Raw genomic sequence first — 24606 nt, 5'->3', positions numbered from 1 at the left:
TCGGACGACTTTCGGCCGTGCCGTCAGCGCAGGGCGAGCAGCCGGGCCGTGAGGGGTTCGAGGTCCAGCCCGTTGACTTCACGCAGGGTCGTGACGGCGTCCTCGGGCAGCGCGGACAGGCCGTGCACGGCGCCCGCGATCGCACCGGCGATCGCCGCGATGGTGTCGCTGTCCCCGCCGAGGTTGGCGGCCATGACGCCGGCGCGCCAGGGGTCGCCCGCGCTGAGCGCGAGGACGGCGAAGGCGGCGGGGACGGATTCCTGGCTGGCGACGCTGGTGCCGACGAGGGCGCAGATCTGGTCGAGGGCCTCGTCGTGCGGGAGGCCGCCAACGAGCTGCGTCGCCCACTCGATGCGGGCGGCGATGTCGGCTCCCGCGACCCAGTGACCGCGCCGCGCGCCCGCACGGGCCGCGTCGACCGCGCTGCCGATGGCGTCGTCGAGACCACCGCCCTCGATCCCGGTGCTGACGGCCGCCGCGACGGCGGCGGCCCCGGCGATACCGAGGGTGGTGTCGTGGGTGACCTGGCACGATTCCACGACCCGGTCGAGGAAACGGTCGAGGGGCTGGGCGCGGAAGGCGATACCGACGGGTGTGACGCGCATCGCCGCACCGTTGGTGGTGCCGTGGCGGCCGGCTTCCCTGGGCGGCACGCCGCGGGCGACGGCGTCCAGGGCCGCTTTGGTGGAGGGCCCCAGGAGGTCGAGAGAGCCCTTGGCCCGCATCGCCTTCTCCCAGCGGATGAGTTCCTCGGCCAGACGCAGGGGATCGACGGAGCCGTTGCCCTCGACGAGGAGGTGGCCGACGATGACGGCCTGGTCCGTGTCGTCGGTCACCGAACCGGCCGGCATACCCGCACTGACCGGGTTGTCGGGGCGGGCCGGTTCGAACCCGTCGAGGTGCCCGTAGACCTGTGCGACGGCCTCCCGGGACATCACCTGGGTGGGCATGCCCAGGGCATCGCCGAGGGCCAGTCCGTAGTAGGCGCCGAGAGCGCGGTCGAGCTGTGGGGGGTGGGCGGTGGTCACTGTGGGCCTCCCGGGCCGGAGCGTATGTGCAGTTCGAAGTGGGCGGGGTCCAGGAGACTGGTGATCTGTTCGACGACGGAGTCGTCCGGCGCGCGGTAGACCTGCGAGAGACGGAGGAACGGTGCTCCGGACGGGCGGCGCAGGATCTCGGCCTCGGCGGCGTCGAGCCCGCGTACGGCGACCCGGCCTTCGCCGGACTGTGAGATACGGCCCAGTCCGATCAGGGTCGTGCTGAGCGAGCCGTTCCGCAGACCTGTGCGGGGCAGGTCGGCCACGGCGCCGAGCGCGGGGACGCGACTGCGCTCCAGCGACACCCCGGCTCCGTCGTCGAGGCGGCGCACGCGGTCGAGCGCCACGAAGGTGTCGGTCTCGAGTTCCAGTTCCGTGGCCAGGTCCGTGTCGACGACGGTCTCGAAACGCAGGACCTCGGTGGTCAGCGTGGTCGCCTGCCCGGCCAGCGCGTGGGTCCAGCCGAGTCTGTTGTCCAGAGGCGTACCGTCGAAGGTGATGATCGAGCCGATACCGGCGTGTGTGCTGATCAGTCCCGCTTCGCCGAGCACTCCCAGTGCCTGCCGCACCGTGGTGCGACTGGTGCCGAAACGCTTGGTGAGGGCGTGCTCTCCGGGCAGGCGGCTGCCGCGCGAGTGGACACCGGCACGAATCTCCGCGGCGAGAACCTCGGCGATGCGATCATGTTTGTAGACCTGTCCAGGCATGTCTAGAAGATAGGCCGAAGAAGCCTCCGCGTCCAGAGCCTTCCGGCAGTCGTCCCGTCGGGGACATCCGTTGTCCTGCATCCTGGACAGCCCGAGCACGGCGCCGCGCATTCCGCCTCGGTAAAGCGCTGCCGACCGGGACCTCATTCCCCCATGGACCGCTCGCCCGGATCGAAGGCCGCCACGATCACCGAGGCCCCGTCCGACAGCAAGGGGAGTGCCTTCTGGACGGTAGAGATCGTCCCCTTGACGATAGGTACACGATGGCGCCCTCGGCGGCGAACCGACGGGCTATGGCCAGACCGATCCCCTGGATCAGTCAGGGGGTGGGTTCCGGCAGCCGTTTCGCACCGCTCCTGGAGCGACTCCTCGTCATGGCACCATGCACGGTCGGCGGCATCGAGCGAGGCGCGGATGCGGCAGCACACCGATCACCGACGAAGCTGAGGAACATCGTGGGACTCAAGGACATCGTGGCACCCCACCTGGACGTCCTGTTCTGTGGGATCAACCCGGGCCTGTCTTCGGCCGCGGCCGGCCTGCCCTTCGCCAGGCCCGGCAGCCGATGGTGGCCCGCCCTCCACCAATCCGGCTTCACTCCCCACACACTGCGACCCCAAGAAGCACCCTCACTGACCACATGGGGTCTGGGACTGACCACCATGGCCAGACGACCGACGGCTCGCGCGGCCGATCTGAGCCCGGCCGATCTGACTCTCGGCGCGGAACTTCTCACCGAACGGGTGGAGACCTGGCAGCCGCGGTGGCTGGCCATTCTCGGAGTCACGGCATTCCGCGCCGGCTACCGGCAGCCCGGCGCGGTCATCGGTGAACAGAGCCTACGTATCGGTGCCACGCGCGTGTGGGTCCTCCCGAATCCGAGCGGACTCAACGCCCACTTTCCTCCCGTGGCGCTCGCTCGGGAATTCACTCGTCTCCGCGTGGCCGCCGACCTTCCCGACCGCAGGATCTGACGTACCGGAGACAGCGGTGCGTGGCGCGCGTGCGCTGATGCGTCAAGCGTCCGAGCCCGCAGGTCGCTCAATTCAAGAATCCTCATCGCCGACGGGGCGGTGAACGACGTATCCAGCGGACCCCCGTGCCCGCGACCGAACGATCAGTCCAACACCGCTCGTTCGAGCAACAACTGACGACGCACCAGGTCACGACCCGTCGAAAGGGGTGACGGCACGTGTGAGAAGTCGTCACTTGGCCGAGGGCGGCGCCGGAGTCGGAGTGGCGCTCGAAGCAGGAGCCGAGCCCGAACCCGACGTCGACGGCGACGTCGACGTCGGTGCCGGGAACTCGTCCGGCTCCGTCCTCGCCTGCGGAACCACCAGGAAGGCGAGAACCGCCATCGCGGTCGCGCCCGCCGCGATGGACCCGACCAGGTCCCCGGACGTCGCGGGGCCGGGGTGGGACCGGCGTGTGTACTTGAAGACGAAATACATCACCACGCAACCGGCGGCGAAGATCATCACCTTCGTCGAGTCGATCTGCAGCGTCATGAGCGGACCCTCCATCGGAATCGGCCAGGACGCCTACGAGTGACGTCTGCAGCCATGCTCGCGGGGCCCCTGAGCCGATCCGTGGTACTTCTGCTCGCCTTCCGCACGGTCCGGGTTACCTCATGCGGGGCCCCGTTCGGGAGCACAAGTGACACGCTTGGGATGGGGAGTTGGTGTCGACTGGCTCAGGGCCCGACCGGCACCCACCTTGGAGGATCTGATGAGCCCTTGGCACCCCGTACACCTCGTGCGTCACCTGTGGGAACTCCTGCACGACCCGAAGCTGCGCGACCGCGCTCCGTACGAGATCGCCTGCCGCAACACGACGGCGAGTGGCCGCGCGACCTCGGTCGTCCGCATGCTCTGCTCCCTGCTCGTCGCCGCGATCACCTGGACGACACTCGGCCCGACGGATTCGCCCTGGTGGCCGGCGGTCACCGCCCTGTCCTTCGTCGGCTCGGTCCTGGCCGTCATCCACACGCGTGAGGACATCATCGGGGACATGGCGCAGTCCCGCTTCCTCCCCGTGCGGCTGATCGGCGTCGAACTCGAGCGGGGCGGATGGAAGCGACTGAACCTCCCCGCCGTCCTGGAGACCTTCGGTCCCCTCGCGATGGCCTGGATGATCGGAGCGCCCTCGGGGCCCTTCACCGGCGATTCCGATGCCCGGCTCCTTGCCGCCTCGGCCACCCTGCTCTACAGCGGGACGGGAACCCTGCACTGGATCATCGAATCCGTCTTCTACCAGCCCAACGTCCTGCAGGCATGGTCGGTGGGTTTCGCGCGGACGGCCCGAGCGGTGGTTCCCGTACTCCTCGCCGGGGTGTACGCGGCGCTTCTGTCGCGCAACTCCGACGGAACCCTCACGGCCCTGCCGTGGCTGGCCGCGTGCTTCCTGCTGCTGTACCCGGCCACGGTCTTCTACGAAAAGGCGCTCAGGAGCGCCGTCGCGGAGATCGCACCATCGGTGATGGCGCAGCGGCTGAAGGACGCCACCGTCGTCCACTCCAGCATCAGCAACCCCCTGCACTACGTACTGATGGCCGCTCGTCATCAGCCGGCCGGCGATGCCGAGAACCTCATCATCTACCTGCGCGGTGAACTCGGGCGCTGCCTGGACGAACTCGACCACGAGCACCCCACGGCCACGGTCGGGGAGATCGTGGCGGGTGTCCGCGACAGCCTTCTGCCGGGAGACCGCGCCCGGTTGATGGCCGACGAGCGGCAGGCATCGACCGTACTCGGCCCGATCGACGCCTCCTTGGCGCGCAGCGTCCTGGCGGACCTGTGCTGCAACGCGCTCAAGTCCGGCGACGACGGCCGGCGGCCGCGAGCCGCCGTGACCACCACCTGCACAGAGGGAAGGCTGACGATCCAGGTCACCGACGACGGCCCCGGTACGCGGGACGACTGGCAGCCCGGAGACTCGCTCCACCGGCTGGGACAGCTCCTGGCCCAGCTCGACGGCAGGCTCGACTTCCGACCCGGCCCCGGGACGGGAACGCTCGTGATCGCCACCTGGGCCGTGGCGCGGACGGAGAAGGCGCGATGACCCGACAGCCACTGAACGTCCTGGTGCTCGACGACAGCCCCAAACCCGTCCTCGGCACGCTCAACCTGTACCTGGACGAGATGCCGGGAGACCCGGGGCGCTTCAACCTGGAACACCTGGCGGATCCGGCGCTGCTGGGCGGCTTCCTCGACGCGCACCCCGGCGCGATCGACGTGGTCCTGGTCGACGTCGACTTCGAGCTGGCCGCCACCTCCCGCACATGCCTGACGGCCTTCCAGACGCTGATCAGCCGCAACGGCCCCAAGGCCATCGGGCTGTCCACCTCCCACCACGGACGGACGCTCTTCCCGTTCGCCGTCTGCCAGCTCCTTCCCCCGCCGGCCGGGCAGACCGTCGTGGGATGGACGTACAAGGACGATCACGCCGAGCGCGGCTATCCCGCACTCGTCCGGATCCTCGACACGATCGCCTCGGGACGCCCCCTGGCCAAACCGTCGTCGCTCATTCCCTGCATCCCCGACCCCGATCCCGCATCGGATTCCCCGACGAGTCTGTTCATGGGCAGGATCCTGCCCACGCTGGGTGACGCACGCCTGTGGTCCCTCATGTCGTCGACGTACTACGACCGGACCCAACTGGCCGACGGCACGTCCTTCTCGAGGTCCGCGATCACCAACCGCTTCAAGGTGTACGTCAAGGCCATCCAAGCGTTCGAGAAGGAACTGGCCAAGACCGCGACGCATCCGGCCTCCTTCGGTGCCCGACCCCGCCCCGGCGTTCCGGACGAGACCCGGTCCCTTCCGGCGGAGGGTGGCCACTCCGGAAAGATCGATCCGAACCAGCGCATCGTCGCGGCGTTCGCGCAGGCCCACCGCATCTTCTTCCAGGCACCCGAACTCCGCGACATCGTGCAGGCGCACGCGGTCCGCCAGAGAAGACTGACGACCCGTCGGGCCCTGCGCCGCCCGCCGGAGGAGTGGTGGAAGCCGCACACCCCGACCCGCGAAAGATGAACGGCTGCGCCCGGGCCACGGCCAGGACGCAGCCGTGGAGCCGATGAGGGCCTGCCCAAGGAATCGGGGGGGGCAGGCCCGTAGCGTCAACTCGCCGACGGCGGAGGTGAGATGCGCATACCGTCTGTGGAACCCGGCACTACGCGTCCGGCACCGGGTCGCTGCCGGTCGTACCGCCGTCGCCCTCCTGGGAGCTGCAACCGGTTGAGGGGAAGCCGGGAGACGTACGCTCGACCGCGCCGAGGAAGTCGAGGAAGTCGCGGAAGGCCTGGTCGGTGCGGGCGGTGTCGCCGGTGGCGTCGAGGTCCATGAGGAGACCGCGGATGACAGCGAGAACCAGCGTCGCGAGATCCGGCCGGCCGATGCTGCGCAGCCCGTCCTCGAGCGGCCCGAGCCAGTCGGTTGTCGCCGTGCGCCGGAAGTCGGGCCACAACTGCTGCTCCGCACTCACGCGCAACTGGCTGAACATCCGCAGGTACGGCTGCCCGTCCGCACCGGTGATGGAGGTCCAGGCGCGGCCCAGTGTGGCCGTGTAGGGCTCGTCGGATCGTGCCCGCAGGAGGGCGCCGAAGGTGTCGAGCTGACGTTGCCGCGCGTACTCCAGGACGGCCCGCAGCAGGGCGTCGCGCGTGCCGAAGTGATAGATCAGCATGCGGGCCGAGGTGCCGGTGGCGGTGGCCAACGGATCGAGCCTGCCAGGGAGACCGTGCGCCAGGGCGTAGTCGGCGCAGGCCTCGAGCAGCCTCTGTCGGATCTGCGGTTGCGGTCGTCTGCCCACGACTCGACTTTTTCACGTAATGACCACTACGTCTATCGTTGCCGGAGGGCGGTCGGTCCAGATGTGGAGGCAGCGATGAGGGTCGTGTTCGTGCATGGGGCGTGCGTGCGGGACGGGTCGTGGTGGTGGCACCGCACAGCCGGATTGCTGCGGGAGCGCGGGGTGTCGAGTGTGACCCCGGCGCTGCCGAGCTGCGGTGAGACGGGCCTGCCCGGCGGCGTCGGCGGCCCTGGGCTGACCGAGGATGTCGCCGCGGTACGGCAGGTGTTGCGGAACAGCGACGAGCGGACCGTCGTGGTCGCCCACAGCTACGGCGGCATCGTCACCGCGGAAGCGGCCGCGGGGATCGCGTCGGTACGTCACCTGGTGCTGATCTCCAGCTACCTGCCCGAGATCGGGCAGAGTCTGTCGGAGTTCGGGGACGGCGGCCCCGCCCCGTTCCTCGACATCGCCCCCGAAGCCGGGACGTTCGGAGTCCGCCCCGAACTGCTCGTGGAGACGTTCCTGCAGGACTGCGACCCCGAGGTCCAGGCGCAGGCGGCGGACCACCTTGCCCGGCAGAGCGTGCGGGTGACCGGGCAACCGATCGGGGCGGCCGCATGGCAGCAGGTGCCCTCGACCTACCTGGTCTGTACGCAGGACCGGGGCACCCCGCCACGGCTGCAGCGCGAGTTCGCCCGACGGGCCGACAGCGTCGTCGAACTCGACGCAGGCCACCACCCGTTCCTGTCCCGACCCACCGCGGTGCGCGACCTCCTGCTGAGCCTGTGAGGGCAGCGGCGGGTGAGTCGGACGGGTGATACGAGGGCCAGGGGTCGCCGTGAGCGAGTCGCTGCATGCCCTGCGAAGTGGTCGGCTCCGGAAATCCTTCGGGGGTTGACGTGCGGGTCCAAGCGGTGCCGGGCAGCTGTCAGGGCTCAACCGGCATCGTCTCAATGGGCGGCCGAACAGGTCTGACGTCTCGGAGAGGTTGGACTCGGCGCAGGGGTCACGCCTCAGAATGCTGCAGGTACGCTCCGCTGGTGTCCAAGAAGCAGAAGAAGTACCGCTCTGCGGCCCGCGCCGCTGGCGCGGGCATCGTTGTGGAGAAGGCGCCACGGGCGGCGGTTCCGGCCGAGACCGCCCGTCGTCGCCTACACGGGGGTTCTGCAGTTCTCGGCGGGGTCGTGGGGGCGCCATCGTTGTACCCGCGCTCTTGGAGCGATTCGGGGCAATGCGCGCGGCCGAGCCCTGGCCTACTTGGCCGCCTACGACGTCCACCGGGCCGAGATCCACGGCGGCTGCGAGCCGACCACCGGAATCGTGGCGTTCACGGCCCTGGTCGAACAGGTCATGACGAAGGAGCCCTACGCCAGCGCGGAACGCGTCTTCTGGATCGTCGACAACGGCTCCTCGCACCGCAGCCGCAGGTCCATCGACCGCATGGCCGCCCGTTTCCCGAACGCATCCTGGTCCACACCCCGGTCCACGCGTCCTGGCTCAACCAGAGCGAGATCTTCTTCTCCGTCGTGCAGCGCAAGGCCGTCTCGCCCAACGACTTCACAGACCTCGCCGAGGTCCGGGAACGACTCCGAGGGGTCGAAGACCGCTACAACGCCACGGCACAGCCGTACCAGTGGAGGTTCACCACCTCCTGGACGATCTGCCGGCCCGACGAGACCGGCACACACCCGCCGACCGACAAGGAGAATCCTCCGCCACACCGGCAACCTGATCAATCCCCGAAGGATTTCCGGAGCCGAGCACCAAGGAGTCTCCAGCCAAAACCCCGTCACGCCGACAGTGACCCGTGAACGCGCGCGGGCGAGAGAGCTGTCCTGTTCCACTCGACGAACCGTCACAAGACGTTACCGCGAGGGTTCAATCGCTGGGCGGCGAACAGTTCCAGGTGTGCGCAGTTCGGGCAGCGGAAGGCGTCGATCTGCCATTGCGGCAGGCCCCGCGTCTTGACTATGCCCCATATGCCCCGCTCAAGGAGGCCTCCGAACCATCGCGCGAACCCGAGGGCGCCGCTGCCGCTGTCACTCACAAAGCCCTGCTCAAGCCCGACCTGACCGCATTGAGTGCACCGCATGTTGTTCATCGAGGGAGTGTAGGCGAGGGCCGCGGGTTGTTGCTGCCGAGTGACGCATCGGCGACGGAGGAACACGCGAACTCACCAGTGTTCGTAGTGGCGGCCGGGACGATCGCGGCCCGACGAGCTCCCGGCGGGTGGTGGCCAGGCGTCATCACCTACTGCCCGGCGGTCTCCCCTCAGTATCTGCCGCTCCTGTCCGGCGAGCAGTTCTCAAGCGGGTTGCGGGAGAGGCCTTGGCGCAGACTGCTCTTCTGCCTCACGTGGCCGTCGCGGTGAGGAAGTGGGTCTGGATCTGGACCGGTTCGTCGTCCGGCAGTTCGAAGTGGTTGACGGCCGTCGCCACGGAGGCGTTCTCGACCTGCCAGTTGTGCTGCTTGAGCAGGGCCAGCCAGGTGTCGCGGGCCCTGATGCTGTGCAGGGGGCTCGCACCGTCGAACATCACCTCGTCCACCGTCGCGGTGACGAGCGCGGAATCGAGGCCCACAGGGTGTACCTCGGTGGTGAGTGCCAGGACGCTGCCCGGCGCGCTGCGGATGGAGACGCCGGCCAGGAGCCGTTCCACGTCACGCGGCTGAAGGAACAGGACGAGGTGCTCGGCGATGAAGAGAGTCGGCCGGTCGGCGTCGTGCCCGGCGCGGGCCAAGACGTCGCCGACGTGGTCGGTGGCGAAGTCCGCCGCGGCCAGGGTGACGTGGCTGATGTCGGTGTCCAGGGCTTGGAGGCGACGGGACTTGTCGGCGATGACGTCCGGCAGATCCAGATCGAAGAACCGCACACCGGAATGCCGGAACCGCAGAGCACGATCGTCGTAACCGGCGCCGAGGTTGACGACCTGTCGGGTGCCGACGGCGATGGCGTCCAAAACCAGTCGGTCGAAGTACGGTGCGCGCGGCGCCAGCAGCTCCAGGGACAGAGCGATGTCGCTGGGCTCGCCGGCGGGGTCGATGGCCCGTAAGCCGTGGACGAGCGCACGAGCGGCGGCGGTGTCCCCTTCCGTGGTGTGCGGGCGGTCCAACTCGACGCGTCCGAGGGCGCACACCTCGCGGATCATGGTCAGGGTCCGTGCTGCTTGCGTCCTCATGAGTGGTGCTCCTTTGCCTAGCACTCACGCTTGTGCGGGCGCGAGCGCGCGTCGGTTCCGGCCGACACGGGCGGGTGGTGCGGTGTGGTTCCGACGGCTTCGGGCCGTGGGTCAGGACTTTCCGAGGTGGGGCAGGCCAACGGTGATCTTGTCGAGCAGCGCCTGCAGGGCGATCCGCTCGTCTGTCGTCAGGGGCGCGAGGATCGACTCGTCCGCGGCGATCATCGCCTCTTCGTGACCGGAGATGAGCTGGATCCCGGCGTCGGTGGCGAAGACGCGCTTGCTGCGCTCGTCTCCACCTTCGAAGCGACGCTCGATGAGGTGTCGGGCTTCGAGGCCGCGCAGGACCCCGGAGACGTTCGCGGCGGTCGTTCGTGTCGCCTCCGCGATGTCGCGCTGGATGGCCCCGGGGTGGCCGGCGAGGTGGTCGAGGACGAACGCCTGTTGCGGGCTGAGCCCTCGTGATCGGATCCAGTCCTGTCCCGCCTGCATCTGAGCCTTGTTGATCACCTTGAGCTGTTCGAGTGGACCGGTGGAGACACTTCTTCCTCTGTCCATGCTCCCAACCTATTAATCAAGAGGTTAACAGTCAAGTCATTAACTATTTGGTGGAGGTGATTCACGCCTGGATGATCTGTGGGATCCCTGACGTGCAAGCACCGGGAGCCGGACGGGGGGTCTCTCGGCATCCGTAGCCCCCCGCCCGGACGCGCCTCACTCCGGCGTCCGTCCCGGAGCCAGGGGGAAGTCGCACAAGGTGGAGGACCCGTCTCCCTTCGATCTCATCCGGCCCTGGGTCAGAGCCTGCGGATGTGTCGGTCCAGCAGAGTCCGGACGCCGTCCACGCTCCCCGGCTCTCGCACGCCGCGCTTGGGAAGCACGGTCAGGCACGAGACGTTCTTGTCCCCGCTGAGCAGGACGAAGGTGTCGGGAGTCTCCGCGTAATGCGGGGCGGCAAGCCAGTTCAGGCGGCTGGAGCCACCCGTGTTGCTGACAGTGACGCCGAAGTCGTCGACCGTGCCGCTGTAGGCCCCTTTCCGGGACGCGATGTTGTGGAACTGGCGGGCCATCAGCCAGGGCTGCAGCACGAACATCAGCACGACGATCAGTCCGGCGATCACCAGCGACTGCGTGTCGGGGGCCTCACCCTTCGTCAGTGGCACCGTCGACGCTCCGACGAACGCGGCCACGCCGATCAGGGCGAACCGCTGCGCCCGCCGGGCCCGGCCCGATGCCCTGGCCCGTGCCTTGAGCGCCTGTCTCATGTCCTCGCGCGTCACCTGGTACTCCAGTCCCACGCATTCCCCCACCGTGGTTTCCGCACGCTCTTCCATGAGCCCTCCCCTGGGACCTTTTCCGACCTCTTAGTGATCGAACCAGGGGAGAATAGCCTGCGATCAGGCCGGTGGCGCGCGCTAATTTCGGGTCCTGGCCTACCGCGAAGAGCTGCCAGAACGGCACGTCGGCAGAGCGCCGTGATGGAGGCCGGACACGCGGGCGAGGCGCGGGCCGCAAGTCTCGTCGATGCCTCCGCACCGCGCGTACGGGTGTAGTACCGCGTCCGCGGCCCCGCGCTGCGCGTGTCCGACTCGCCGCGCGCTCCGCCGGGCCGGGACTCGGACTCCGACACTCTCGTGCGGTCCCGCTCCCGCGCGCTCGTAGTACCGCCCTGCTCCCGCACAGGGTCGACGCGCCTGATCGGTGCCTACGCGAAAACGCTCCGCGACCTGTGCGGGTCATGCGGGCGCACGGGGCGCGGCGCTGTTGTCGGCGCCCCGCCCCGCCTCGTCCCGGTCCGATCCGGTCAAACCGTGTGCTGCGACGGGCCGGTGAGAGATGGCAGCCCTCGGCGTGCGGTCCGCGGACTGCTGTCGGTTCAGATCGTCGGTGTGTCGTCGATGGGCTCGTGGTGCGGCTCGACGATGAACTTCCAGCCGGTGCTGGGCTCCATGAACCGGACTCGGGTGGGGTAGATGTCCAAGGCGCGGCGGTCCCGGTTCTGGCCGTTCGTGCCCTTCCGGCCGCGGGCCGGTTCTTCGAACAGGTCGACCTTGACGTCCGGCACGGCCACGACTTCTTCGTTCCAGCGCTGGACGATTCCCGCGCCGAACGCTTCCCTGGCGGCGGCGTAGAGCGCCTCCAGGGATTCCTTGTTTCCATCGGGCACGTAGAGCGCGAGGTTCAGGAGGACGCCGGCACTCTGGAGTACCTCGATCTCCTCCCCGGTTTCGTCGGCAACCCAGATCCCGCGCTCTTCGTCATTGTTCGGAAGGATGTGAATCTCCTTGCCGAATATCGTCCTCGCGATGAAGGACCCTCCGTCGAAATACTTTCCGGGCTTCGTGAGGAAAGCGGGGGCGAAGCAGTCGAGGGAAAGGTCGTCCAGCTCGGCCGAGACGAAAATCTCCTCCTGGAGGCCCAATTCTGAGACCTCTTCACTCGTAAGACGTCGAGCTGCAACCTTTGCGGTGTTCACGCTGTTTCTCCTTCTGTGTAGGGCCGCGGACGGTCCGAGGATCCGTGGGAACCGTAGGATCCGATGCTCGTGGCTCGGCCAAGGCTCCACCAGCAGGCCTGGGTTGGGTCCGGGGTGAGTAGTGCCGACGGCTGAGTGTGTTGCACGGGATCGTCGCTCCGGACAAGATCGCAGACGGGGGCCCGAGCGGCAAATCTTCGACGGAAAGGCGGAGGCGACAGCATCGCCTCCGGACCCTTCGGACTTCCCGAGCCAGCCCCTGCTCAGGACGCACGGCCGCGGAGCCCCGTTGAGCTGTATCGGTGTGCCGGTATTGGTATTTCGATGGAGATGTGTCAGCACCTGCGGTTCTGGTGACGGCCGGTCGGCTCGCGTGAACCGTCGGCGGGTTCGGCCGTGGCTGATGGAACGCCTCTCGAATTCTTGACCATTCGCGGTCCGTTCTCGGGATCCGGCTCCCCTTCCGCGCGGAGTGACGCTTCGTCATGGCTGGACCTCGAAGAGAGCGATGGAGGGCGGCGGGCACCGCCTCGCCGCTTCACCGAGACCGCCCGTGGCGACGACCGTCCGGACGAGGACGCCTCGGATCAGAGCTTCGCGAGCCCGGGGTTCGGCGTCGTCGGGAGCGTCGGCGAAGTCCGTGGCCGTGCCGTTGCCGAAGGGGCCGATGTCCCAGGTGCCCATACCGATCTCCTTGCGTAAGGTCATCCGGATCCTCGCATCCGGCACTGACAACGTGACTACGGAGCGAGCGGGACCGGGCGACGTACCTGTTCCGCCTGTCGGTGTTGCGGGCAGCGGCCAGGGACGGCGAAGACGCCCGGACGAAGGGACGGCCGGCGCGGACTCGGCGGCGCGCAGTGCCCGGTCCCCGTCGTGCGCGGCGTCGGAGTGCTGGGGCGGAAGACCAAGGAACCGGCGGCGCGCTCCTGTCGCGGTTGCGTGGTCGGTGACTTGGCGGTGAAGCGTGGGGTTCGCGGACCGGCCGGGTGGGTCAGGCTGCCGGGGCAGGCCGGGCGGCCTCGACCGCCGGCCGGAGACTCCTGATCATCGGATTCGGGTCGTTCCTCCGGCTGACCAGGACGACCTGGCTCGGGGGAGCACCCTCGATCGGGACGGTGACGAGGCCGGGACGCAACGAGCTGCGCCGGTCGCCGACCGGTAGCACGGCGATCGCCCTGCCGCTCGCGACGAGTTCGAGCTTGTCCTCGTAGCTTTCGACCGGCGGTACATCGGCCCCGAGGATCCGGTAGGAAGTCCAGTCCGTGGTCTCGAACGCGCAGGGCGCCGTTTCCTCACCGGCCAGTTCTTCGGCGGTCACCGACGCGCGGTCGGCCAGGGGGTGGCCGCGCGGGACCACGAGCATCCGGGGCTCCTCGTAGAGCGGGATGGTGTCCACGTCGTCGGCGGCGAGCGGCAGTGGGGCTCGCGCGATCAGGGCGTCGACACCTTTGTCGGACAGTGTCCCGACGTCGCGGCAGCTCAGGTACCGGGTGGCGATCTCGGCGTCCGGATGACGGCGGCGCAGCTCCCGTACGACGTCAGTGATCACCAGGTCCTCGACGTAGCCGATGGTGATGCGCTCGGTCTCGGCTTGTTCACGAACGGCCAACTCGGCCTGGCGGGCCGCCCGCAGCAGGGCCCGGGCCTGTGGGAGGAACTGCCGGCCGGCCGCGGTGAGCCGGGTGCCCTGGGGCACACGGTCGAGCAGCCGTACGCCGAGATACTTCTCGAGCCGCTGGATCTGGCGGCTCAGCGCGGGCTGGGCCACGTGCAGGTCGGCGGCGGCCCGGCCGAAGTGCTGGTGCGCCGCCACCACGGTGAAGTAGCGCACGAGCCGCAGTTCCAGGTCCTGCCCGAGATCGTTCACTCTGCCACGGTAACGCGTCATGCGTTTTCGGAATGATCAGGTTGCCGAACCGGTCTTGGACGGCGGAGCCGTCGTGAGCCTTGACTGAGGGAGCAACCTTTTCCGAGGAGAGAGACAGACGCGATGAAGGCGATCCAGTTCCACGAAGCGGGTGGGCCGGAGGTTCTGCGGTATGACGAGGTGCCGGTTCCAAGGATCGGTCCGGGTGAGGTGCTCGTCCGGGTGCACGCGGTGGGCGTCAACCCGCCGGACTGGTATCTGCGTGAGGGGATGAAGGTCATGCCTGCCGAGATGAGGCCGGCACTGGAGTATCCCCTGATCCCGGGAACGGACATGTCGGGCGTGGTCGCGGCGGTCGCTCCGGACGTGCTGGGGTTCGCCGTCGGGGACGTGGTCTTCGGCATGCTGCGGTTCCCCGGATTCGACGGACGGACGTACGCCGAGTACGTGGCGGCACCGGCTTCGGACCTGGCCCACAAGCCGGCCGCTGTCGGACACGTGCAGGCGGCCGGTGCGCCGATGGCCGCGCTCACGGCCTGGCAGTACCTGGTTGATCTCGGCCATGACGTGCCGTCTCCCTTCACCGGCCAGGTGCACCAGCCGGTGCCGCTCACGCCGGGCATGACCGTGCTGGTCAACGGGGCCGCCGGGGGAGTGGGTCACTTCGCGGTGCAATTGGCGAAGTGGAAGGGCGCACACGTCGTCGCGGTGGCCTCGGGCCGGCACGAGCAGTTCCTGCGCAGACTCGGCGCCGACGAGTTCGTCGACTACACCAGGACCCAGGTCGCGGACGTGGTCAGTGGTGTCGACCTGCTGATCGACACCGTCGGTGGCCCGGACAGCCCACGACTCCTGACCGTGCTCAAGCGCGGTGGCACCATGCTTCCGGTGTTCTTCGCACAGTACGACGCGGAAGAGACGGCGAGGCGGGGCATCACGGTCTCGAACATTCAGGTGCGCTCCAACGGTCCCCAACTCGCCGAGATCGGGCGCTTGCTCGACGACGGGACGCTCCAGGTCGGGGTGGACAGCACCTACCCGCTGCACGAGGCGGCCGACGCACACACGCGGGCCGCGCAGGGTCACATCCAAGGCAAGATCGTACTGACGGTGCCCTCGTGATCGCCGAACTCCGGCAGAGGGCGGTTCCGGTAGCGCCGGGGCAGCGATGGGGCACACCTCTCTGACGGCAGCCGCATGCGCCCGGATCTGGTGCGGTGCCCGGGTGAACGCCCCGGAGGGAACAGGGTCGTCACCCCGTGGATAGCATCCGGCGCATGCCTTGGATACGACGTCGTGCGCGCAGAGCCCAGCCGTCCGAAGAACGCCTGTCCGACCTCGAGTTCCTCGCCCTGGTCAAGGAGAGTCTGGAGGAGTACGCGCCCGGTGTCACACGGGGCGCCGAATTCAAGGGCAATTCGCTGAGCAGCCCGAGTGGATGGGCGTTGGGCGTGGCGCCACCCCACCACGGGGGTGGGCGCCACTACGACCTCGTCGCCCTGCCCGACGTGAGTCTGCAGCCTGACGTGCCGTGCTTCACGGACTGTGTCGTGGCGATGTCCGGCGACCCCCGCCGGGCGGCCGACGTGTGGGTGCAGACCGCCGGCGCGTGCATGCTCGAACTCCTCGACCCACGCTCACGCTTCGCCGACCATCTGGAGCCCGATCACGTGCGCGGTGTTCCCGGTTGGCACTCGATCGTCTCCGGCGCGGTCGCCTTCGGGCTCGACGGCGCCGAGAACCGGCGGTTGCAGGCCGCCCTGCTCGACGCCAACGTGCTGCACCGCATCGCGGACACCTTCACCGCGGACCTGGAATCGCCGCACTTCAACGGCGTCAAGGTCTTTTACGGCGGCCGTCCCGGCGCGATGCAGGCCGAGATCCGGGTCAACGGGGAGCATCACGAGACCGCCTCGGCCGCCATGGCAGGGCTGAACCTCCCCGAACCGAAGGTGTTCACAGCCGTTCGCTCCTACGCGCTGCTCTCACCCCTCGGACCATAGGCTCCGAGCCCTCTCAGGCGCGGGCGGTGGTGGTTCTCACCTCTGGGCAACCCGGACGCCTCGCGGGTGGACGCAGGGATACGTCCACGATCACACACCGACTGCGAGTTCTCCGCCTAGGCGGGGTCCAGCGGTGCCGTGACGGTGGTGATGAGACGAGCGTCGATGGTCACGGTTCCAGCCACGGACGACGGACGGCACCAGGGCGTGACAGCCCAACCCTTCGGGCAGCACCCACCTCGCCGGGCGATCGTGCGCCGCGTCTCCGAGTTGGCCTCCGGCCGCCCGACATCACCCTTTCAGGTTCAGTGGTCGCCCGGCGGCCGCCCGCGGGGACGGGCGTCAAGGTGTGGGCCGTAGCGCTTCATGCGGGTCGGGACGGTGACCCGTCGAGGTGTGCGTGGTCTCGGTGTGCTGTCTGCCGAGGCGGTCGATGAGGAGCTGAGCGGCCTGCCGGCCGATCTCGTCGGCGTCGTACGGGACGAGTGTCAAGCGGGAGACCGAGGACGTCCGAGAGGTCGAAGTCGTCGAAGCCCGCCAGGGGGGCGGGTGCTGCCGGCTCGGTGGAGGGCTCGTATCGGCCCTTGGCCGATGCGGTTGGTCGTGCAGAACACCCCCGTGGGTCCGGCAGGCAGTCCGAGGAGGTCGAGGGTCGCCCCGTCCCGCCGACGGTCTCGTCGACCACCGGGTCGAAGGCCTGATCGTCGTCCCCGCGAGCAGCCGACGGTGGCCCCACCGGTCCGGGCCGGCCCGGCGGAGAGCGCGGGGTGGATCAGGTCCCAGGAGCGCGAAGCCGCCTTCGGCACCACCGCCGCGCACTGGTACGGCCCCGATCTCGGCGCCTCGCGGGCTGACCGGGTCCGGGAGCACGCGTCCCGCCGCCCGGACAACCAGCCGAAGCCCAGGGTGCTGACGTGCACGTGCGTACGGCCCGGCCGCGTGATGTTCTTGCCGGTGGCCAAACCTGTCGTCGGACTGGTCGCCTTCTTCAGCTTCGTCGGCAACTGGAACAACTTCTTCCTGCCCTACCTCGTCCGCCCGACAGCGAGCAGTTCCCGCTCCAGGTCGGCCTGAACCAACTCCTCACCTCCCGGTCGCCGGTGCCGGCCTGAACGTCACCATGCCGGAACCGGCACTGGCGATCACCTCGGCGTCCCTGCCGTTCCTCGCCCTGCTCCTTGTCTCACAGCGCACCCTGGTGGCCGGCATGCTCGCGGCCGCGACCAGGGAATGACGGCGAGCGGAGCGTTCCGCCATGCGCGGGGCCCACGCCGACAGCGATCACGGATGTCCTTCCGCCACCGGGCGGCACCTTGGCGGCACGTTGTCTGTGGCAGTCCATGGGTAGTGTCCTCGACATGGACTTTCGGACCACCGTTGCGCGCGCCCAACGCCTCAAGCAACTGCACGTCGAGTACAAGCCGATCGTGCTGCCGACCGTCTGGGACGTGTGGTCAGCGCGGACGGCAGCCGACGCCGGGTTCCCCGCGCTGACCATCGGCAGTCATCCACTCGCCGACTCCCGCGGGGCCGCGGACCACGAAGGGCAGACCTTCGAGGAGGTGCTCGCCGCCGTCAGGCCGATCATCGCGGCGGTCGACGTCCCCGTCTCCGTAGATCTGGAAGCCGGGTACGGCCGGGAGCCCGCGCATCTCATCGCCGGTCTGACCGAGGTCGGCGGCGTCGGTCTCAACATCGAGGACACCGTCCACTCGGATGGTGGGCGCGTCCGCAGCACGCAGGAGCACGCGGCCTACATCGCGGGCCTGCGCGCGGCCGCCGACGACGCGGGGATCCCGGTCTGGGTCAACGGCCGCACCGACCTCTTCCTGCACGCGGAGGATCCCTCCGCCGTTCTCGACGAAACGGTGGAACGCCTGCGGGCCATGGAGCAGGCCGGAGCCGACAGCGTCTACCCGGTGCGTATCCAGGACGACGACGACCTGCTCACCGCAGTGACCGGCGCTGTCACCGTTCCCGTGAACTCGACGGCCCATCCCGCCAAGCACGACCTGGACCGCTTCCGTCGCCTCGGCGTCGGCCGGATCACCTACGGCCCACTGCTGCAACTGGCGATGACGGACGCGATGAAGGGCGTCCTCGCACCGTGGGCGCCCCAGTGAGTCGGGGACGATCCTGATCAGTTGGACGTCTGAGACGCCAAGGCCGGGCCGGGGTCGTTCGAGTCGTACGGGCTGCCGACCCCGGCCGCCCGCCTCCGAGGAGATGCCGACGCGTCACGGTGCTGAGCGCCGGTGGCACGCCCCAGGGAGAGGTCGGTGCGCGCGGTACCAGCGTGCCGGGTGGCGCAGGCGGCCGGCCAGTCGCTTCGCCCGGCGGGACGCGTTGTCAGTGGCCGATGGCAGCATGGTTGGCTCGTCCCGCCTGCACGCCGCAGACCGGGCTGATCCAGGAATATGGAGCACAACGATGAACCGGAGCGAACTGGTGGCCGCGCTGGCGGAGCGCGCCCAGGTGACCCGCAAGGACGCCGACGCCGTACTGACCGCCCTCGCCGAAAGCGTCGGCGATGTCGTCGCCAAGGGCGACGAGAAAGTGACGATCCCGGGCTTCCTCAGCTTCGAGCGCACACACCGGGCCGCGCGCACCGCGCGCAACCCTCAGACCGGCGAGCCGCTGGAGATCCCGGCCGGATACGGCGTCAAGGTGTCCGCCGGCTCCAAGCTCAAGGAAGCCGCCAAGGGCAAGTGAACCCCGGATCCCGGCCCCCGCCGGTCGCCGGGGAGAGACCGGGCCGGGACCGCGGCGTGCTACCGCCACACGAAAAGCCTGGTACTTGAGCCGCCGACGGGGTAGAACGGACGCCAGGCACTGTCCGCTCGCGGACGGGCCTGCATCTGCACGAGCCGGGAACTCCGGCAGGATTTGAAGGACAACAGCATGGCCAGCGGCACCGTGAAGTGGTTCAACTCCGAAAAGGGCTTCGGCTTCATCGAGCAGGACGGCGGCGGACCTGACGTCTTCGCCCACTATTCGAACATCTCCGGCAACGGCTACCGCGAACTGGTCGAGGGCGAGAAGGTCACGTTCGACGTCACCCAGGGCCAGAAGGGTCCCCAGGCCGAGAACATCGTCCGCGGCTGACGCGAACGTCCGGAGGAGAGGTCCGAGGTCTCTGAGAGCCTCGGGGTGAATCCCGCAGTGTGAGGAGGGGCCCGGCGCAGCCGGGCCCCTCCGCTCTCTCTTCCGTGAACCCGGCCGCCCCCCGGCGCCGACAAGCGGTCAGCCCGGCCCGCCCTGCCGCCGCCGGCCCCGTCTACCTGTCTGCGCTTTCGGGTTTCCCTCGCCCTGTCGCCGCGATACCGGTTCCAGGCCCCTTCGCAGGCGCTCCGACCACTGCTCGGCCGTACCCCGCACCTGTCGGTGGTGCGCGCGAAAGTCCTACCGGGCCGGTCGCCGTGCTCCCGGTCCACGGACCGCACGGATGTCCCGTCCAGGCACAGGGCTCCGCGGCCGTCGTACCGCCCGGTTCGTGCCGGAATGCCTCGTGGCACAGCCGTGGCGACAAGCGGGTGGCTTTCGCCGCGGGGTATCGCGGTGAGGACGGGGGGAGACGGCGGCGGTCCGGTGACCCGGTCACGGGACGAACGGCGTCGACGAGCCGCGCACCGGGCTGTGCTCGACGGATCACCTTTCGTAACGCCGGCGGCACGCCCCCGTACGGCTCGGATAGCGTGTCGGCTGACGATCACCTGGGGGGCAGATGCCGGCATCGCGGCACGGGTTGACCGACCGGCTCGTGGCAGCCGTGACCTCCAAGGACTCCGACGCGGTCGGCACCCTTCTTCGAGAGGGCGCCGATCCGCGGACGGCGGGCCCGGACGGCCTCCCGTTGCTCTGCACCGCCGTGACCGGGTTCGATCACGAGAGCGCCGGGGCACTGACCGACGGCGGCGCCGATCCCGACCACGCGCTGCCGGACGGCACCACCCCGCTCCTGCGGGCCGTCGACCTCGGGTCTCCCGCGCTGGTGGAGGCGGTGCTCGGCGACGACCCACGAACACGGCTGACCGAGGGAGGCCGCAAACGGCTGCTCGACCTCGCCCGGCACTGGATCGACACGGGCGAGGAGGAGGAACTCCGCCGACGGACGGGAGCATCAGGCCCGGCCCGCCGTCGCCTCGTCACGGAAAACGACACGGACATCGAGGAGGTCACCCTCGGGGGGCTCACCGTCCGCGCCGGCCACACCGGCATCCTCACCTGGCTGGAGTGGAACTTCGGCATCCCAGCCGCCGTGGCGGACCTGGTGGCACGAGCCGTCACGCACGCGGACGCGCTGCACGCCAACTGGGCTCAGGCTCGCTTCGTCCTCGGTGACCGCCAGGGACCGCAGGTCTGGAACGAACTGACGGCCCTTCGGCACCACCCCGACCCCGTGCACCGCCTCTTCCTCGCCGACGTCGTGTGGTCCCGGAACTTCCTCACCTGGTTCAACCACCGCCAGGACGTGGCCGAGGACGCCGACTTCCTCGCCTCCTGGGCCCGCGACGAACCGGACGGCATGGTGCTCGCCAGGGTCCTGGACGTCTACTTCGACCAGGAGCACCCCGACCAGGAAGCCATCGGCCTCCGACACGCCGACCACCCCGACCCGCGGGTGCGCGGCGAGGTGCCCTGTCTGCTCCGGCGAGAGTCCCCGCCCACCAAGGTCGCCACCGACGCACTGCTCGCCCTGTCACGGGATCCGGACCCCGACGTCCGACGTTCCGTCGCCGGCGCCATGGCCGTCCCCGGCCTCACCCCGGAGTTCCGCGAGGCGCTGCTCACCCTCATCCGGGACACCGATGCCCAGGTCCGGGCCGGTGCCGCCGTCTCCCTCGGCAACTCCGACGACCGGACGGCCGCCGTCGCGGACGCCCTCGTCGCCCTGCTCGACGAACAGGACCAGGACCAGTTGCTGCGTCTGGAGATCGTCTACGCGCTCGCGCGCCGTGACGATCCCCGCACCGAGTACGCCTGGGAACGCGTGGGCGAACTTCCCGCCGGCTTCGGCGAGATGCCCCAGCAGGAGGACCACCGCATCCTCGCCTACTGGAACTACCGATCGCGCCACCGCCCGACCGAACCCCACAGGCCGTCCACCTGAGCGCACCGAACTTCGACACATGCTCCGGCCGGCCGCAGCAGGAGGGGCCCACCTTTCAGGCTGCGGCTCGCCCTGCCGGTGACCGATGGCAGGCGTGAGCCCGCGGCCACCTCCTGCCGCGTCAGGCGTCGGCGAACACGGGACCATGTCTCCCTGACCTTCGACTGACAGCCTCATGACAATGACTTGAGACGGTCAGGTCATGCCCACGAACGCAGACAGAGAACGACACCCGGGCCCGGGGCCGTTCACCCGAACAGGTACCTCGCGCGGCGCTCGGATGCGGCGCCGCACGGCATGGCCGCACCCGAACCCGCGAGCGCTCCCGGGGACGTGCCATGCCTGAGCACGCCACGTCCCGTGGTCCTCGCGATCGCCGCCGTGCCGGCCTGGCAGCGGCGCTGGTGACGGCGGTCGCGGGCGGTGTGGTCGGTGTTGCCGCCGTGGCGGAACGCTCCTCCGGCACGACCGATCCCCACGCCACCGCCGCACCTTCCGTGCAGTCGGCCGAGGTGGTGCGCCGGGACCTGAGCAACAGCTTCACCGCGCAGGGTCACTTGGGGTTCGGGCCGGTGAAGCAGCTCAAGGGCAAGGGGACGGGAACGCTGACCAAGCTCCCGGCGAACGGCACGGCGACAGAGCGCGGCAAGGCGCTGTACCGCGTCGACGACAAGCCCGTACCGGTGTTCTACGGAGACACCCCCTTCTTCCGTGACCTGAAGAAGACCGGCCTGGTCGGCAACGACGTGAGCGTGCTGCGCGGCAACCTCGCCGCCCTCGGCTACGACGTGGGTGACGAGCCGGCCGTGCGACGTTCGGCCGGCCAGGGCCGTGTGCAGGGGGCGACCTTCACCGCGCCCCTCGCCGCGGCGCTGAAGAGATGGCAGCAGCACGTGGGGATCGAGGCGACCGGCACGCTCAAGGTGGGCGCAGTGCTCGTCCTTCCGGGGCCGGTGCGGGTGAGCGAGCTGAAGGCGCAGGCCGGTGACCCGGTCGCCGAGGACATCCTCAGCTACGTGTCGCTGAAGAAGGTGATCACCGTACCCGTCGACGCGCAACAGGTGTCCTCGATCCGGCCCGGCGACGCCGTGACGATCACACTGTCCGGCGCGAAGTCCCCTGGAATGGTGACGGCGATCAGCCATGCGCCGTCGGACGAGCCCGGTCAGTCCGACGCGGGCGACTCCTCCAAGACCGATGTGACGGTCCTCCCGAAGCGCCCGTCGGACGTCGCGGCCCTCGAAGAGGCCGACCTGCCGGTCGAGTTCGTCTCCGAGATCCACAAGAACGTCCTCACCGCGCCCATCGGCGCTCTGGTCGCCCTCAGCGGCGGCGGATTCGCCGTCCAGCGCGCGAACGGAGAACTCCTGCGGGTGCAGACCGGCATGTTCGCCACCGGCCTGGTCGAGATCAGCGGTCAGGGTCTCACCGAAGGACTCGCCGTGGTGGTCGCCTCGTGAACTCCCCACCGGCGTACGGGGAGGCCCCCCGGCCGGTCCTGCTCGTGGAGCGGGTCAGCCGCGTCTTTCCCGGCGGCGTCACCGCGCTCCAAGACGTGTCCCTGTCGATCGGGACAGGTGAACTCCTCGCCATCGTCGGACCGTCGGGGTCCGGAAAGTCCACCCTGCTCAACCTCATGGGCACGCTGGACCTGCCCACCAGCGGCCGGGTGGAGATCGGCGGCACCGACGTCACCTCGCTGAACGACAAGCAACTCTCCACGCTACGGGGCCGCATGCTCGGTTTCGTCTTCCAGCGGTTCCACCTCACCGACGGACTGACCGCGGTGCAGAACGTGTCGACCGGACTGCTGTACGCCGGTGTCCCGCGCCGCGACCGGCGGGCCCTGGCCGAGGAAGCGCTGGGCCGGGTCGGGCTGGCGCACCGCCTGAGTCATCTGCCGGCGCAACTCTCCGGCGGCGAGCGGCAACGCGTCGCCATCGCACGCGCCCTCGTCCACGATCCGGCACTGATCCTGGCCGACGAACCGACGGGCGCCCTCGACACGGCCACCGGGACGTCCGTGATGGAGCTCCTGACCGATCTCAACCAGGAGGGGACGACCATCGCCGTCATCACCCACGACCGTGACGTCGCCGCCCGGCTCCCGCGCCGTGTGGAGATCCGCGACGGACACCTGACCAGCGACACGCGAAGTGGAGCGGCCAGTGCGCTCGGGTAGAGAAGGAACGGCGGTTCGGCGCGCGAGCGGCGAACGGGACGACGCGAGGAGCGGCCGGATCGTCCGCCTGGGCCCCGCCGACCTGATCGGGGTCGGCATCATGGGACTGCGCATGCGTAAGGTCCGTGCGGTCCTGTCGGCCCTCGGCATCTCCGTGGGCATCGCCACGATGGTCCTCGTCACCGGCATACCCGCCTCCAGCCAGCAGGCACTCCTCGACCGGCTGACCGCACTGGGCACGGACCGGCTCAAGGCCCAGCCGCTCGTCCCGGAGGGCCAGAAACCCATCAAACTCCCGCCGCAGGCCGCCGACATGGCCGCGAGGATCGGTCCCGTCACCGCCACCAGCGAAGTCGCCAACACCCACCAGCCGATCCGCCGCACCCAGGGCGGCGACCCCGATGACACCGCCGCGCTGACCGTACTGGCGACCCGGCCCAATCTGCTCCGGCTCGTCGGAGGCTCCGTTCACACCGGACGCTTCATCGACGCGAGGACCGCCGGCCTTCCCACCGTGGTACTCGGGTACAAGGCCGCCGGAACCCTCGGCTTCAGCCGCCTGCCCGCGGGCAGGGACGCACCGCTGCTCCGGCTGGGAGACCGCTGGTTCACGATCACGGGCATCCTCGACCCGATGCCCCTGGACCCCGACCTCGAACTGTCCGTGTTCGTCGGGTGGGACGCGGCCCGGCACTACCTGGGCTTCGACGGGCATCCCACGGTGATCTACGCCAAGGCGCCGGACCAGGCGATCGACACCGTCAAGCCGGTCCTCGCCGCGACGGTCTACCCTCCGCTGCCGAGCTTCGTACGGGTCACCAACCCTTCCGACGTCCTCACGGCCAAACGCGCCACCCAGAGCGCGTACTCGACCCTGTTCGTCGCACTGGCCGGCATCGCCCTCGCGGTCGGCGGGATCGGCGTGGCCAACACCATGTACATCTCGGTTCTCGAACGGCGCCGGGAGATCGGTCTGCGCCGTGCCCTGGGCGCGAGCCGCGGGCACATCAGAGGCCAGTTCCTCACCGAGTCGGTCGTGCTGTCGCTCCTGGGCGCCTGTGCGGGCGCCGTCATCGGGGCGCTGTCCACCGCCGGTTACGCGGTGACCCAGAACTGGCCCGTCATCATCCCGTTCGACACCATCTGCGCGGGTATCACGGCATCCGTCGTGCTCGGCGTGCTGGCGGGCGTCTATCCGTCCGTGAGGGCGTCACGGCTGACCCCCACCGAAGCCCTCGCCACGACATGAGC

General features: G+C 69.5%; 25 protein-coding genes and 2 pseudogenes. 15 read left to right on the top strand and 12 right to left on the bottom strand.

Going from position 1 to position 24606, the window contains the following annotated elements:
* Positions 1–23: 23 nt before the first annotated feature.
* Positions 24–950 carry an ADP-ribosylglycohydrolase family protein gene (locus OG776_RS02565; protein WP_148011559.1) on the bottom strand — a complete coding sequence of 309 codons (927 nt, stop codon included), beginning with the start codon at positions 948–950 and terminating at the stop codon, positions 24–26.
* 74 nt (positions 951–1024) lie between these two features.
* Positions 1025–1744 (bottom strand): GntR family transcriptional regulator, encoded by a 720-nt coding sequence (locus OG776_RS02560; RefSeq protein ID WP_148011536.1) that lies wholly within the window; start codon positions 1742–1744, stop codon positions 1025–1027.
* 455 nt (positions 1745–2199) lie between these two features.
* Between OG776_RS02560 and mug the strand changes: the two genes are divergently transcribed.
* The 4 genes from mug (at position 2200) to OG776_RS02540 (ending at position 5778) form a co-directional block, all read left to right on the top strand.
* On the top strand, positions 2200–2718 hold the full coding sequence (mug, locus tag OG776_RS02555; protein ID WP_329318553.1) for a G/U mismatch-specific DNA glycosylase: 519 nt from the start codon (positions 2200–2202) through the stop codon (positions 2716–2718).
* Positions 2719–2938: 220 nt separating this feature from the next.
* Positions 2939–3295 (top strand): hypothetical protein, encoded by a 357-nt coding sequence (locus tag OG776_RS02550; protein ID WP_148011534.1) that lies wholly within the window; start codon positions 2939–2941, stop codon positions 3293–3295.
* Between the two features lie 177 nt (positions 3296–3472).
* On the top strand, positions 3473–4804 hold the full coding sequence (locus tag OG776_RS02545; protein ID WP_148011533.1) for a sensor histidine kinase: 1332 nt from the start codon (positions 3473–3475) through the stop codon (positions 4802–4804).
* Positions 4801–5778, top strand: coding sequence for a hypothetical protein (locus tag OG776_RS02540; protein WP_329318550.1), 978 nt, complete (start codon positions 4801–4803; stop codon positions 5776–5778). The genes OG776_RS02545 and OG776_RS02540 overlap by 4 nt, the downstream gene beginning before the upstream one ends.
* Positions 5779–5917: 139 nt before the next feature.
* Here the strand turns inward: OG776_RS02540 and OG776_RS02535 are convergent, their stop codons facing one another.
* The gene (locus OG776_RS02535) at positions 5918–6556 is read right to left on the bottom strand and encodes a TetR/AcrR family transcriptional regulator (protein WP_148011531.1); all 639 of its coding nucleotides are present in this window, start codon (positions 6554–6556) and stop codon (positions 5918–5920) included.
* Between the two features lie 75 nt (positions 6557–6631).
* Here OG776_RS02535 and OG776_RS02530 point away from each other — a divergent pair, with 75 nt between their 5' ends.
* Entirely contained in the window at positions 6632–7327 is a 696-nt protein-coding gene (locus OG776_RS02530; protein WP_329318547.1) for an alpha/beta hydrolase, read from the top strand.
* A 1066-nt stretch (positions 7328–8393) separates the two neighbouring features.
* On the opposite strand, the gene OG776_RS02525 is transcribed toward OG776_RS02530, so the two are convergent.
* The 7 genes from OG776_RS02525 to OG776_RS02495 form a co-directional block, all read right to left on the bottom strand.
* Complete coding sequence (locus OG776_RS02525) at positions 8394–8639, bottom strand: hypothetical protein (protein ID WP_148011529.1); 246 nt, start codon at positions 8637–8639, stop codon at positions 8394–8396.
* 250 nt (positions 8640–8889) lie between these two features.
* Complete coding sequence (locus OG776_RS02520) at positions 8890–9714, bottom strand: class I SAM-dependent methyltransferase (RefSeq protein WP_329318543.1); 825 nt, start codon at positions 9712–9714, stop codon at positions 8890–8892.
* A 111-nt stretch (positions 9715–9825) separates the two neighbouring features.
* Entirely contained in the window at positions 9826–10272 is a 447-nt protein-coding gene (locus OG776_RS02515; protein ID WP_148011527.1) for a MarR family winged helix-turn-helix transcriptional regulator, read from the bottom strand.
* Between the two features lie 239 nt (positions 10273–10511).
* Positions 10512–11048: a YcxB family protein gene (locus tag OG776_RS02510; RefSeq protein WP_148011526.1), complete on the bottom strand. Its 537-nt coding sequence runs from the start codon at positions 11046–11048 to the stop codon at positions 10512–10514.
* Positions 11049–11590: 542 nt separating this feature from the next.
* Positions 11591–12190, bottom strand: coding sequence for a hypothetical protein (locus OG776_RS02505; protein WP_148011525.1), 600 nt, complete (start codon positions 12188–12190; stop codon positions 11591–11593).
* Between the two features lie 483 nt (positions 12191–12673).
* A complete protein-coding gene (locus OG776_RS02500) occupies positions 12674–12898 on the bottom strand; it encodes a DUF4259 domain-containing protein (RefSeq protein WP_148011524.1) in 225 nt (74 codons plus the stop codon).
* Positions 12899–13184: 286 nt separating this feature from the next.
* Complete coding sequence (locus tag OG776_RS02495; RefSeq protein ID WP_329318539.1) at positions 13185–14060, bottom strand: LysR family transcriptional regulator; 876 nt, start codon at positions 14058–14060, stop codon at positions 13185–13187.
* A gap of 123 nt (positions 14061–14183) precedes the next feature.
* Between OG776_RS02495 and OG776_RS02490 the strand changes: the two genes are divergently transcribed.
* Entirely contained in the window at positions 14184–15182 is a 999-nt protein-coding gene (locus OG776_RS02490) for an NADP-dependent oxidoreductase (protein WP_329318537.1), read from the top strand.
* A 155-nt stretch (positions 15183–15337) separates the two neighbouring features.
* On the top strand, positions 15338–16063 hold the full coding sequence (locus OG776_RS02485) for a DUF6348 family protein (RefSeq protein WP_329318535.1): 726 nt from the start codon (positions 15338–15340) through the stop codon (positions 16061–16063).
* A 342-nt stretch (positions 16064–16405) separates the two neighbouring features.
* On the opposite strand, the gene OG776_RS02480 is transcribed toward OG776_RS02485, so the two are convergent.
* Positions 16406–16555, bottom strand: a complete 150-nt coding sequence (locus OG776_RS02480; protein ID WP_329318533.1) for a hypothetical protein — start codon at positions 16553–16555, stop codon at positions 16406–16408.
* Between the two features lie 456 nt (positions 16556–17011).
* On the opposite strand from OG776_RS02480, the pseudogene OG776_RS02475 reads away from it, so the two are divergent.
* Positions 17012–17297: pseudogene (locus tag OG776_RS02475) on the top strand (carbohydrate ABC transporter permease); the annotation flags it as partial.
* 124 nt (positions 17298–17421) lie between these two features.
* The gene (locus OG776_RS02470) at positions 17422–18186 is read left to right on the top strand and encodes an isocitrate lyase/PEP mutase family protein (RefSeq protein WP_148011520.1); all 765 of its coding nucleotides are present in this window, start codon (positions 17422–17424) and stop codon (positions 18184–18186) included.
* 114 nt (positions 18187–18300) lie between these two features.
* Here the strand turns inward: OG776_RS02470 and OG776_RS42330 are convergent.
* Positions 18301–18612: pseudogene (locus OG776_RS42330) on the bottom strand (hypothetical protein); the annotation flags it as partial.
* On the opposite strand from OG776_RS42330, the gene OG776_RS02465 reads away from it, so the two are divergent.
* From OG776_RS02465 to OG776_RS02440, 6 genes are all read left to right on the top strand, one after another.
* The gene (locus OG776_RS02465; protein WP_148011519.1) at positions 18494–18775 is read left to right on the top strand and encodes an HU family DNA-binding protein; all 282 of its coding nucleotides are present in this window, start codon (positions 18494–18496) and stop codon (positions 18773–18775) included. The pseudogene OG776_RS42330 and the gene OG776_RS02465 overlap by 119 nt on opposite strands.
* A 189-nt stretch (positions 18776–18964) precedes the next feature.
* Positions 18965–19168, top strand: coding sequence for a cold-shock protein (locus tag OG776_RS02460; RefSeq protein WP_148011518.1), 204 nt, complete (start codon positions 18965–18967; stop codon positions 19166–19168).
* A 655-nt stretch (positions 19169–19823) separates the two neighbouring features.
* Positions 19824–21173, top strand: a complete 1350-nt coding sequence (locus OG776_RS02455; RefSeq protein WP_329318530.1) for a HEAT repeat domain-containing protein — start codon at positions 19824–19826, stop codon at positions 21171–21173.
* Positions 21174–21511: 338 nt separating this feature from the next.
* A complete protein-coding gene (locus OG776_RS02450) occupies positions 21512–22633 on the top strand; it encodes a peptidoglycan-binding domain-containing protein (protein WP_329318529.1) in 1122 nt (373 codons plus the stop codon).
* Positions 22630–23355 (top strand): ABC transporter ATP-binding protein, encoded by a 726-nt coding sequence (locus tag OG776_RS02445; protein ID WP_187285788.1) that lies wholly within the window; start codon positions 22630–22632, stop codon positions 23353–23355. Before OG776_RS02450 ends, OG776_RS02445 begins: the two co-directional genes overlap by 4 nt.
* Positions 23342–24604 carry an ABC transporter permease gene (locus OG776_RS02440; protein ID WP_329318526.1) on the top strand — a complete coding sequence of 421 codons (1263 nt, stop codon included), beginning with the start codon at positions 23342–23344 and terminating at the stop codon, positions 24602–24604. Before OG776_RS02445 ends, OG776_RS02440 begins: the two co-directional genes overlap by 14 nt.
* Positions 24605–24606 lie beyond the last annotated feature (2 nt).

The sequence above is a fragment of the Streptomyces sp. NBC_01689 genome (assembly GCF_036250675.1).
Lineage (GTDB): Bacteria > Actinomycetota > Actinomycetes > Streptomycetales > Streptomycetaceae > Streptomyces.
The sequence above is the reverse complement of the archived record's forward strand: the minus strand, read 5'-3'. Positions and strand labels throughout refer to the sequence as shown.

What these genes read in the sequence shown, in the direction of transcription:
- OG776_RS02565 (WP_148011559.1), bottom strand. Translation starts at nt 950, where the DNA reads ATGCCCACCCAGGTGATGTCCCGGGAGGCCGTCGCACAGGTCTACGGG.
- OG776_RS02560 (WP_148011536.1), bottom strand. Translation starts at nt 1,744, where the DNA reads ATGCCTGGACAGGTCTACAAACATGATCGCATCGCCGAGGTTCTCGCC.
- OG776_RS02545 (WP_148011533.1), top strand. Translation starts at nt 3,473, where the DNA reads ATGAGCCCTTGGCACCCCGTACACCTCGTGCGTCACCTGTGGGAACTC.
- OG776_RS02540 (WP_329318550.1), top strand. Translation starts at nt 4,801, where the DNA reads ATGACCCGACAGCCACTGAACGTCCTGGTGCTCGACGACAGCCCCAAA.
- OG776_RS02530 (WP_329318547.1), top strand. Translation starts at nt 6,632, where the DNA reads ATGAGGGTCGTGTTCGTGCATGGGGCGTGCGTGCGGGACGGGTCGTGG.
- OG776_RS02525 (WP_148011529.1), bottom strand. Translation starts at nt 8,639, where the DNA reads ATGAACAACATGCGGTGCACTCAATGCGGTCAGGTCGGGCTTGAGCAG.
- OG776_RS02520 (WP_329318543.1), bottom strand. Translation starts at nt 9,714, where the DNA reads ATGAGGACGCAAGCAGCACGGACCCTGACCATGATCCGCGAGGTGTGC.
- OG776_RS02515 (WP_148011527.1), bottom strand. Translation starts at nt 10,272, where the DNA reads ATGGACAGAGGAAGAAGTGTCTCCACCGGTCCACTCGAACAGCTCAAG.
- OG776_RS02510 (WP_148011526.1), bottom strand. Translation starts at nt 11,048, where the DNA reads ATGGAAGAGCGTGCGGAAACCACGGTGGGGGAATGCGTGGGACTGGAG.
- OG776_RS02500 (WP_148011524.1), bottom strand. Translation starts at nt 12,898, where the DNA reads ATGACCTTACGCAAGGAGATCGGTATGGGCACCTGGGACATCGGCCCC.
- OG776_RS02490 (WP_329318537.1), top strand. Translation starts at nt 14,184, where the DNA reads ATGAAGGCGATCCAGTTCCACGAAGCGGGTGGGCCGGAGGTTCTGCGG.
- OG776_RS02485 (WP_329318535.1), top strand. Translation starts at nt 15,338, where the DNA reads ATGCCTTGGATACGACGTCGTGCGCGCAGAGCCCAGCCGTCCGAAGAA.
- OG776_RS02470 (WP_148011520.1), top strand. Translation starts at nt 17,422, where the DNA reads ATGGACTTTCGGACCACCGTTGCGCGCGCCCAACGCCTCAAGCAACTG.
- OG776_RS02465 (WP_148011519.1), top strand. Translation starts at nt 18,494, where the DNA reads ATGAACCGGAGCGAACTGGTGGCCGCGCTGGCGGAGCGCGCCCAGGTG.
- OG776_RS02460 (WP_148011518.1), top strand. Translation starts at nt 18,965, where the DNA reads ATGGCCAGCGGCACCGTGAAGTGGTTCAACTCCGAAAAGGGCTTCGGC.
- OG776_RS02450 (WP_329318529.1), top strand. Translation starts at nt 21,512, where the DNA reads ATGCCTGAGCACGCCACGTCCCGTGGTCCTCGCGATCGCCGCCGTGCC.